The following is a 9,308-nucleotide window of genomic DNA, read 5'->3' as shown; positions in this document are numbered from 1 at the left end:
GGCTCGCCGTCGAGTTCACCGAGGGCGCGGTCGGCGCGGCGGCGCAGGGGTGGCTGCGCGCGACGGGCCGCGACGGGCGGCTGGCGCCGCGCCCGTGGGAGTCGCCTCGGCCGCTGCTGCACCACATCCAGGCGCTCTTCCTCTCGCGCGAGGACGTCCGCGGCCAGGAGGCGTCGGTCGTCGAGTGGCTCCAGCACGTGCCGCTCGGCGTCCTCACCGCGGACCGCGACGGCGCCCTCCTGTTCGTCAACGGCGACCGCCACGAGGTCCGGCCGCGGCCGGCCACGGAGGTCGATCCGACGGGCGCCGGCGACGTCTTCGCCGCGACGTTCCTCGTCGAGTACCAGCGCTCCGGCGACGCCTGGCACGCGGCGGGCGCGGCGGCCTGCGCCGGCGCGCTCGCCGTCGAGGGCCAGGGGTGGTCCACGGTGCCCGACCGGATTGCGCTCGATGCTACGCTCGGAGAATACGAGCGGCGCGGCTGAGGCCGCGCCACGGGAGGCGCGATGCGAATCGGGATCATCGGCACGGGGAACGTCGGGTCCGCCGTCGGCACGCGTTGGGCGCTCGCCGGGCACGACGTCATGTTCGGCGCACGCGACGCGAAGAGCCCGAAGGTGCAGGCGCTCGTCGCGGCGGCGGGGAAGTCGGCCCGCGCCGGCACGGTGGCGGAGGCCGCCGCGTTCGGCCCGGTGGTCGTGCTGGCGACGCCGTTCGAGGCGACGGAGAGCGCGATTCGCCAGGCGGGCGACCTCGGCGGCAAGGTGGTGATCGACTGCACCAACCCGCTCCGGCCCGACCTCTCGGCCCTCAGCGTGGGGCACACGACGTCGGGCGGTGAGTCGGTCGCGCGCTGGGCGAAGGGCGCCAGGGTCGTGAAGGCGCTCAACACGACGGGCGCCGGCAACATGACCGACCCTCGCTACCCGGAGGCGCCGGCTACGATGTTCGTCTGCGGCGGCGACGCCGGCGCGAAGGCGACGGTGAGCGAGCTGGTGAAGGCGCTCGGCTTCGACGTCGTCGACGCGGGCCCGCTCGCCCAGGCGCGCCTGCTCGAGCCGCTCGCGATGCTCTGGATCTGGCTCGCGTACCAGGGCCGCCTCGGCCCGAACATCGCGTTCCGCCTGATGCGGCGCAGTTGACACCTCTTCGCCGCGAGGACTAGGCTTGAGCCCGTGGCGGATCGCGCGATCGTGATCACGGCGGGCCGGGTCTCGACGGAGGCGCGGCTCAACGATTCGAAGACGGCCGCCGCGATCTGGGACGCGCTGCCGATCGAGGCGAAGGCCGACACCTGGGGCGACGAGATTTACTTCGACATCGGCCTCACCGCCGCTCCCGAGTCGCCCCGGGAGGTCGTCGAGCCGGGCGACCTCGGCTACTGGCCGCCGGGGCGCGCGTTCTGCGTCTTCTTCGGCCCGACGCCGATGAGCCGGGGCGACGAGATCCGTCCCGCCAGCCCGGTGAACGTCGTGGGGCGGATCGTCGGCGATCCCAAGGCATTCAAGGCGGTCCGCGCGGGAACGCGCGTGACCCTCAGGAGGAACGAATGAAAATCTTTCTCGACACCGCCAGCGTGACCGAGATCAAGGAGGGCGTCGCGCTCGGCCTGGTGGACGGCGTCACCACCAACCCGTCGCTGATCGCCAAGGAGAAGCGCCCCTTCCGGCCGCTCGTCGAGGAGATCTGCTCGGTCGTGCCCGGCGACGTGAGCCTCGAGGTGGTCGCGACGGATTTCGAGGGCATGGTGAAGGAGGGCGAGGAGCTCCGCCAGATCGCCGACAACGTCGTCGTGAAGTGCCCGCTCACCAAGGACGGGATCAAGGCGGTGAAGTACCTCACGGGCAAGGGCATCCGGGTCAACCAGACGCTCTGCTTCTCGGCGACCCAGGCGCTCCTCTCCGCGAAGGCCGGCGCCTACTACATCAGCCCGTTCCTCGGGCGCCTCGACGACATCGCCGCCGTCGGCATGGACCTGGTCCGCGACATCTGCGAGATCTACCGCGTCCAGGGGTTCAAGACGCAGGTGCTCGCCGCGTCCATTCGCAACCCGCTCCACGTCATCGACGCCGCCAAGGCGGGCGCGCACGTGGTGACGCTTCCGTTCGCGGTGCTCGAGCAGCTCATGAAGCACCCGCTGACGGACATCGGGCTCAAGAAGTTCCTGGACGACTGGGCGAAGCTCGGCGAGAAGATCTGACGCGTCGCGCGTAGCGTTTTCGGACGAGGCTCCAGCAGGGGCGCCGGCCCGGCTCAGACGCTCGGGCGGACCTCCCTGGCGAACTTCTCGTAGATCTGCGTGAGGTCGGCGAGGTCGCGGACGCGCGACTCGAGGATCACGTGGCTCACGCCGAGCGCCGCGAGCGCCCGGATCTCCCTCACGAGCGCCTCCGCGTCCTGCTTCGCCGGGAGGCCCACGCGCGCGCTGATCACGAGCGACTTCACGTCGCGCCCGGCCTTCGTGCACGCGGCCTCGAGGTCGGCGACGCCCGCGCGCATCTTCTCGGCGGTCGGGAACGCGGCGTGCCAGCCGTCGCCCAGCTCGGCGACGCGCCGGAGGGCGCGCGGCGTATGGCCGCCGATCCAGATCGGCACCGTGCCGCGCGCCGGCCGCGGCAGCGCCGCGAACGGCGGGAAGCGCCAGAACTCGCCGCGGTGCTCGACGCGCTCGCCCGCCCAGCACGCCCGCATGACGCGGATCGCCTCGTCGCTCCAGGCGCCGCGCCGCGCGTAGGGCACGCCGAACATCTCGATCTCCTCGCGCATCCAGCCGACGCCGGCGCCGAGGACCACCCGGCCCGGCGCGAGATGGTCGAGCGTCGCCAGCATCTTGGCGGCGAGGACCGGGTGGCGGTGGGGCAGGACTAGCACCGTCGTGCCGAGCCTGATCCGCTCCGTCGCGCCCGCGACGAGGGCGAGCGCCGTCAGGGGCTCGAGAAAGTTCGTCGCCGGCGGCAGCGGAAAGTCGCCCGTCGGGCTGTAGGGGTAGCGCGAGGCGATCGCGTAGGGGATGACGACGTGGTCGCTCGCCCAGAGGGAGGCGTAGCCGAGCGCCTCCATCCGGCGCGCGAAGCCGAGGAGCACGTCGCGCGTGGCGGCGGCGCCGTAGACGGGCAGGTGGCAGCCGAACTCCATCGGCGGCGCTCCCCTCAGTGCCCGCCGTACACGACCCGCTCGCGGAGCTCGCCGTCGCGGATCATCTGGACGAGGCGCGAGCGCTGGATCTTGCCGCTCGACGTCTTGGGGATCGAGCTCGCGCGCACGAGGAGGACGCGCGCGGGACGGTGGCCGCGCGCCTTGTGCACGCGGCTCACGATCTCGCGGACGAGGCCGTGGTACTCGTCGTGGCCGGCGCTCTCGCTGCGGACCTCCGCGACGACGTGGAGGCGCTGGGTCCCGGCGCGCGCGCTGTCGATTCCCACCGCCGCCGAGTAGCGGACGCCGGGGACGGTGTCCACGACCTCCTCGACGTCCGCCGGCAGGATGTTCTCGCCGCCGAGGATGATCAGATCTTTCAAGCGGCCCGCGACGAAGAGGTAGCCGTCCTTGTCCACGAAGCCGAGGTCGCCGGTCCGGAGCCAGCCGTCGGGCATGAGCACGCGCGCCGTCGCCTCGGGGTCCCCGTAGTAGCCACGCATCACGCCCGGGCTCTTGACGCAGATCTCGCCCTCGACCCCCGGCGGGAGCGCGGTGTCGTCGTGGAGGCCCGCGCCGGCGTCGAGCGGCGCCAGGATCCGCACCGAGACGCCGGTGCACGGCCGGCCCACCGAGAGGAAGCGCCCGCTCACGTCGAGCCTGAGCGGCGCCCGGCGCGGCCAGATCGCCACGGCGAGCGTCGCCTCGGCCAGGCCGTAGCACGGGCGGACGATCTCCGCGAGGCCGAAGTGGCGCTCGAACGCCTCGATCGTCGAGACGCGCACGGGCTCGGCGCCCGAGAGCGCGGCCTTGAGGCTCGTGAGGTCGAGACCCGCGGTGTCGCGGACGTGCCGGACGCAGTTCCGGTAGCCGAAGTCGGGCGACACCGTGAACGTCGCTCGGACCTCGGTCACCAGCTCGAGCCACGCGCGCGGGCTCCGGAGGTCGGGCGGCATGAGCCAGAGCGGCGTGCCCGTGAGCGGCGGCGTGAACGAGCAGCCGATGAGCCCCATGTCGTGGTAGAGCGGCAGCCACGACACGACCCGGTCCTCGGCCGTGAGCCCCGCGGCCTCGGCCATGAACTTGATCGTCGCGACGACGTTCGCGTGGCTCAACATGACGCCGCGCGGATGGCTCGTGCTGCCCGAGGTGTACTGGAGGAAGGCGAGGTCGTCCTCGCGCGCGGGCGGAGCCGAGGGCGCCCGGCCCTCCACGTCGAGGTCGGGAGGCTCGAGGATCGCGGGCGCGCCGGTGGTCAGCCCGACGCTCTCGTCCACGCCCTTCCTGAACCAGCCGATCGTCGCGATGGCCCGCGCCTGGCAGTTCCGGAGGATGCTCGCCGTCCCCTCGACGCCGAGCGTCGGGTAGAGCGGGACGGGCACCGCGCCGAGCCGCAGCGCGCCGAAGAAGGTGTAGAAGAACTCGGCGCACGTCGGGTAGATGAGGCAGACCCTCTCGCCCGCGCCCACGCCCGCGCGCGCGAGCCCCGCCGCGTGGCGCGCGCTCTGCTCCCAGAGGCGCCGGTACGTCACCGTCTCGCCGTACAGGTGGAAGTACGGCGCGTCGGGCGTGAGCGCGGCGCGGCGGCGCATCAGCTCCGTCAGCGTCGTCGCGGCCTTCACCTCGTCGGCGGTCATCGTCGTCGTCCTCGAGTTCGGGGGTGACCCGCCGGCGCTACGGCCGCGCGCCGAGCGTGGCCGAGGTCGTGTGGGCGTCGCCGTCTCTCAGATAGACGACCCGGATGGCGTCGCCGGGCTTCTTGCCGCGCAGCACGGCCCGGAGGTCGTCGAAGCTGTCCACCGCGGCGCCGCCGAGGCGGACGATCACGTCGCCCTCGCTGAGCCCCGCCGTCGCCGCGCCGCTGCCGGGCACGACGCCGCCGATGCGCAGCCCGTCGCGGGCGCCGGCTTGCGTGATGACGACGCCGAGGAACGCGCCGCCCACGGGCGGCCCCTGCGCCGGGCGCTGCCCGGGCGGGGCGACGCGCGCGTACGCGGGACGCGCGCCGCCCGCGAGGCGCTCGATCGCCGCCGCGGCGATCCGTGCGATCTCCGCCATCGCGTCGGCGTCGATCTTGTCGGCGGTGTCGCTCGGCGTGTGGTAATCGGCGTGGGCGCCCGTCGTGAAGAAGAGGACGGGCACGCCGGCGTCGTAGAACAGGCTGTGGTCGGAGGCACCCCAGGGGTTGCCGCGGAGCTCCAGCGTGACGCGCGTCGGCGGCGCCGGGGCGAGCGCGTCGGCGAGGCCGCGAGCGCTGTCCCCGCCGGCGATCACGAGGCGGTGCTCGCGCATCCGCCCGACCATGTCGAAGTTCACCATCGCGACCGTCCTGGCGTGCGGCACCGCGGGCTCGCGCACGTAGTGCCGCGAGCCGAGGAGGCCGAGCTCTTCGCCGCCGAAGAGCGCGACGACGAGCGTGCGCGGGGCGCCGCCCGCCGCCGCGAACGCGCGCGCGAGGCCGACGACCATCGCCGTGCCCGAGGCGTTGTCGTCGGCGCCCGGATGGACGACACCGTCCACGCGCCCGAGATGGTCGTAGTGCGCGCCGATCACGACCGCCTCGTCGGCGAGCGCGGGCTCGGCGCCGGGGAGGATGCCGACCACGTTCGCCCCGCGCCGCACGGCGGCCGCGAGGTCCACCCTGAGGCTCACGCGATCGCCGGTCTGGAGCGCCCCGGCGGCCTGGCGCGTGAGCGTCCCGGAGATCAGCCCGACCCGGGCGGCCGTCGCGTCGAGCGGCGGCAGCGCGTCGGCGACCAGGAGGAGCGCGGCGGCGCCGTGGCGTCGCGCTGCGATGAGCTTGTCGAGCCGCGACACGCGCGTCGTGCCGAGTGCCCCCGGCGTGCCGTTGAGCGCCACCACGATCCGGCCGCGCACGTCGAGGCCCGCGTAGTCGTCGAAGCTCCCGTCGTCGCTCGTCGCCCCCCGGCCCGCGAGGACGATCTCGGCGCTCAGCGCGCCCGTGAGGGAGCCGCCGTGCGGCGTCCACTCGCGCCCGACCTCGAAGCGGCGGCCGCCCGGCCTCGCGAGGGCGAGCTCGTTCGCGGGCCCGAGCGCGATGCCGGTCTCGACGGCGAACCACTGGAAGAACGTGCCATGCTCGCCGCCGGGGCGGAGTCCGGCCGCCTCGATCCACTCGGCGATGCGGCGCGCGGCTCGCTCACCGCCGGGCGTCCCCGAGCGGCGCCCCTCCATGTCGGGCGCGCTGAGGGCCTCGACGTCGCGCGCGAGGGCCGGCGCCGCCGGCGGGACGACGGGGCCGCGCGCGACGGCGGCGGTGGCGCCGAGGAGCAGGAGCGCGACCAGCACGGGGAGGGCCGAGCGGCGACCGGTCACGGCCGGTATTTTACCCCCAGAGGGGGCGCGTGGCGGCTAGGCCCTGACGGCGGCCACGCGGCCGCCCGTCATCTTGACGAGGTCCGCCGGCGTGAGCCTGAAGACCGTGCTCGGATGGCCCGCCGCGGCCCAGATTTCCTCCCACCGGAGGAGGTCCTCGTCGATCAGCGCGGGGAAGGTTTCCGCGTGGCCGATCGGCGCCACGCCGCCGATCGCGAACCCCGTGCGGGCGCGCACGAACGCGGCGTCGCCCATCGCGACGGGCTCGCCGACCAGGCCGGCGACCTTCCCCTCGTCCACGCGGTTACCGCCGCTCGCCGCGACGAGGATCGCGCGCTCCGTCTGGCGTCCCCGGAAGACCAGCGACTTCACGATCTGGTCCACGCGGCAGCCGAGCGCCCGCGCGGCGTCGGCCGCCGTTCGCGCCGACTCGGCGAGCGCGACGACGCGATGGCCGCCGCCCAGCGCATCGAGCGCGTCCTGGACGCGGCGGACGCTGGGATTCGCGAGAACGGGACTATTGTCGATCATTGAAAGGCTCGGCTCGCCGGTCGAACCGGCTCACCTCGCACTGCCATCAGCTGACCCAGGTGCTCGAGGTCGTGGTCCGCGACGTGGGTCGCGTACTGCGCGAGCGTGACCGGCCCGAAGTGGCCCGAGAGGCCGACCCGCGCCACGGCCGAGTCCGGCAGCGCCTCGACGAAGGCGAGCGTCCGTGCCCGGGCGGCGGTGAACTCCTCGAGGTCCGCCTCGAAGCTCCCCTCCCGGTGGTCGCGCGAGCGCGCCCAGGCCTCGGGGTCGAACGACTCGAACCGCGGCCGCTCCTCCTCGAGGATGCGACGGAGGCGCGGGAGGAAGAGGTCGCGCTCGAGGTCCCGGAGGTGCGCCATCACCTCCTTCATGGACCACTCGCCCTCCGTGGGGCGCCGGCGGAGCCGCTCCGCGTCGAGCCCGCGCGCGAGCTCGGCGACACGGGCCGGCGTCGCGCGGAGGGCGGCGACGAGCTCGGGGACGGCGAGTGGCAGGCGGGCCTCGCAGCGTCGCGGGAGGAGGCCGAGGACCACGCGGCCGGCGTGGATCTGCCGGAGGTGCTCCGTGTCGTGCGCGGCCATCGTCCGGGCGTAGGTCTCGACGCTCAGCGCGCCGCGGCTCGGGCTCACGCCCTCCCGCCGCCAGCCCGGGTCGTCGAGCGCCGCGAGCAGCCCGACCGCCTGCCCCCGGGCCTTCGCGAAGACGTCGAGCAGCGTCGCGACGTCTGAGGCGTCGCCCGGCTCCGGTCGCCGCGACGCGAACACGGGCCGCGCCTCGGCGAGCATGAGCCGGAGCCGCGGCACGAAGGTGTCGCGGTCGCCCTCGACGAGGTGGCGGACGACCTCGGCGATGGACCACTCGCCGGGCGCGGGCGGCGTCGCCGCCTGCGCGGCCGTCGCGTCGGCGGTGAGGAGCCGCAGGAGCCGGGGCGTCGCCTCGAGCGAGGCGACGACGAGCCCGCGGTCGGTCATTGTAACGGATGCCGCGAGGCCGGCGGCACTCCGGACGTGCCCTGATCGAGGTGCGTGGCGGCTGCGTTCGGCTTGACGCGATTCATTCTACCGACGCCCGCGAGGCCGGTGGCACTCCGGACGTGCCCTGATCGAGGTGCGTGGCGGCTGCGTTCGGCTTGACGCGATTCATTCTATCGCTTCATCGCTGCATGACGATCTGGTCGAACGCCTCTGCGTACGCGTAGCCCTTCGTCTTGCCGAGCTCGGCGGAGCGCTCACGCACGCGCTTCTCGACGGCGACGAAGTCGGCGAACTGGCTCGCGTGGCAGGCGAGGGCCTTCAGCTTCAGGTCCATGAAGTCCGAGATGTCCATGACGACGTGCGGGTTCTCCCACTGCATCACGTAGACGAGGCGGACCTTGTGGGGCTCGTGCTCGGGCAGCAGCTCCGGGAAGGCCATGTGGTCGCGCGCCAGGGGATAGACACAGTCGAGCGCGACGCCCGCGGCGACGCGGTGATCGCGGTGGGAGCCGCCGAGGTTGTAGGTCCGGTTCGGGTTCTGGCAGATGAGGAGGTCGGGCCGCCACTTCCTGATCTGCCGCGTGACGTCGCGCCGGACGTCGCGGGTGTCCTCGACCTCGCAGTCGGGGTAGCCGAGGAACTCGACACGCGCGACGCCGAGCGTGCGCGCCGCGTTGCGCTGCTCCTCTTCCCGGATCCGCGCGAGCCGCTCGGGCGTCAGCGTGCGGTCGCTCGAGCCCTTGTTGCCGTTGGTGACGATGACGTAGGTCACCTCGCGGCCTTCCTTGGCCATCTTCGCGACGGTCCCGCCCGCGCCGAACTCCGAGTCGTCCGGGTGCGCCGTCACCAGCATCACGCGCTCGATCTTGTCGCTCAAGAAGCTCTCCTTTCGTGTGGAACGGGCAGGTCGGAGCCACGCGTATCTTGCTCAGGCCACCCACGGTTCAAGCTGCGCTCGCGGACCCCGCTACAATAGACGTCGCCCGTTAGCATACCGATTCCGGACCCGCGGCGCGACCGGGCTATAATCGCGCGATGCCCACGGCCGCCGGGCGCCGCGTCGGATGTTCCGTCCTGGCCGGCCTCGTCGCGGGCGTGATCCTCCTTCCCCTGCTCCCGGGTGATCCCGGCTCGATCAGGATCGCCGGCGTCGGCGCCTTCTGGTGGCTCGCGATCGTCGTGGCGCCGCTTGTCGCCACCCTGACCGTCGCCGCGCTCCCGCGCCCCCCGTCCGCCGGCCTCGTCGCGGTCGCGGCGTGGGCGGGCCCCGCCGTCCTCGTCACGGTCGCCGCGCGCGTCTTCGGGGGCTTGGCGGACGCGCCGGTCCTGGCG

11 protein-coding genes are annotated in these 9,308 nt (G+C 73.8%); 5 read left to right on the top strand and 6 right to left on the bottom strand.

Features of this window, described 5'->3' with window-relative positions:
• The 4 genes from VKG64_04205 to fsa all read left to right on the top strand — a co-directional run.
• On the top strand, positions 1–485 hold a 485-nt coding region (locus VKG64_04205), incomplete at its 5' end, for a PfkB family carbohydrate kinase (protein HKB24236.1).
• A 21-nt stretch (positions 486–506) separates the two neighbouring features.
• Complete coding sequence (locus VKG64_04200; protein HKB24235.1) at positions 507–1,142, top strand: NADPH-dependent F420 reductase; 636 nt, start codon at positions 507–509, stop codon at positions 1,140–1,142.
• 33 nt (positions 1,143–1,175) lie between these two features.
• The gene (locus VKG64_04195; GenBank protein HKB24234.1) at positions 1,176–1,553 is read left to right on the top strand and encodes a cyclophilin-like fold protein; all 378 of its coding nucleotides are present in this window, start codon (positions 1,176–1,178) and stop codon (positions 1,551–1,553) included.
• A complete protein-coding gene (gene fsa, locus VKG64_04190; protein HKB24233.1) occupies positions 1,550–2,200 on the top strand; it encodes a fructose-6-phosphate aldolase in 651 nt (216 codons plus the stop codon). The genes VKG64_04195 and fsa overlap by 4 nt, the downstream gene beginning before the upstream one ends.
• A gap of 53 nt (positions 2,201–2,253) precedes the next feature.
• On the opposite strand, the gene VKG64_04185 is transcribed toward fsa, so the two are convergent.
• The 6 genes from VKG64_04185 to VKG64_04160 all read right to left on the bottom strand — a co-directional run bounded on the left by VKG64_04185 (position 2,254) and on the right by VKG64_04160 (position 8,853).
• A complete protein-coding gene (locus VKG64_04185) occupies positions 2,254–3,135 on the bottom strand; it encodes an LLM class F420-dependent oxidoreductase (protein HKB24232.1) in 882 nt (293 codons plus the stop codon).
• 14 nt (positions 3,136–3,149) lie between these two features.
• The gene (locus VKG64_04180) at positions 3,150–4,772 is read right to left on the bottom strand and encodes an AMP-binding protein (GenBank protein HKB24231.1); all 1,623 of its coding nucleotides are present in this window, start codon (positions 4,770–4,772) and stop codon (positions 3,150–3,152) included.
• 37 nt (positions 4,773–4,809) lie between these two features.
• The gene (locus tag VKG64_04175) at positions 4,810–6,471 is read right to left on the bottom strand and encodes a M28 family peptidase (protein ID HKB24230.1); all 1,662 of its coding nucleotides are present in this window, start codon (positions 6,469–6,471) and stop codon (positions 4,810–4,812) included.
• Between the two features lie 36 nt (positions 6,472–6,507).
• Positions 6,508–7,002: a YbaK/EbsC family protein gene (locus VKG64_04170; GenBank protein HKB24229.1), complete on the bottom strand. Its 495-nt coding sequence runs from the start codon at positions 7,000–7,002 to the stop codon at positions 6,508–6,510.
• Positions 6,999–7,973: a DinB family protein gene (locus tag VKG64_04165; protein HKB24228.1), complete on the bottom strand. Its 975-nt coding sequence runs from the start codon at positions 7,971–7,973 to the stop codon at positions 6,999–7,001. The genes VKG64_04170 and VKG64_04165 overlap by 4 nt, the downstream gene beginning before the upstream one ends.
• 181 nt (positions 7,974–8,154) lie before the next feature.
• Positions 8,155–8,853, bottom strand: coding sequence for a PIG-L deacetylase family protein (locus VKG64_04160; GenBank protein ID HKB24227.1), 699 nt, complete (start codon positions 8,851–8,853; stop codon positions 8,155–8,157).
• A 158-nt stretch (positions 8,854–9,011) separates the two neighbouring features.
• On the opposite strand from VKG64_04160, the gene VKG64_04155 reads away from it, so the two are divergent.
• On the top strand, positions 9,012–9,308 hold a 297-nt coding region (locus VKG64_04155; GenBank protein ID HKB24226.1), incomplete at its 3' end, for a hypothetical protein.

It is taken from the genome of Candidatus Methylomirabilota bacterium (assembly GCA_035260325.1).
In the GTDB taxonomy this organism is placed as follows: Bacteria; Methylomirabilota; Methylomirabilia; order Rokubacteriales; family CSP1-6; genus AR19.
Note: the sequence above shows the minus strand (reverse complement) of the source record. Positions and strands in the feature narration are given on the sequence as shown.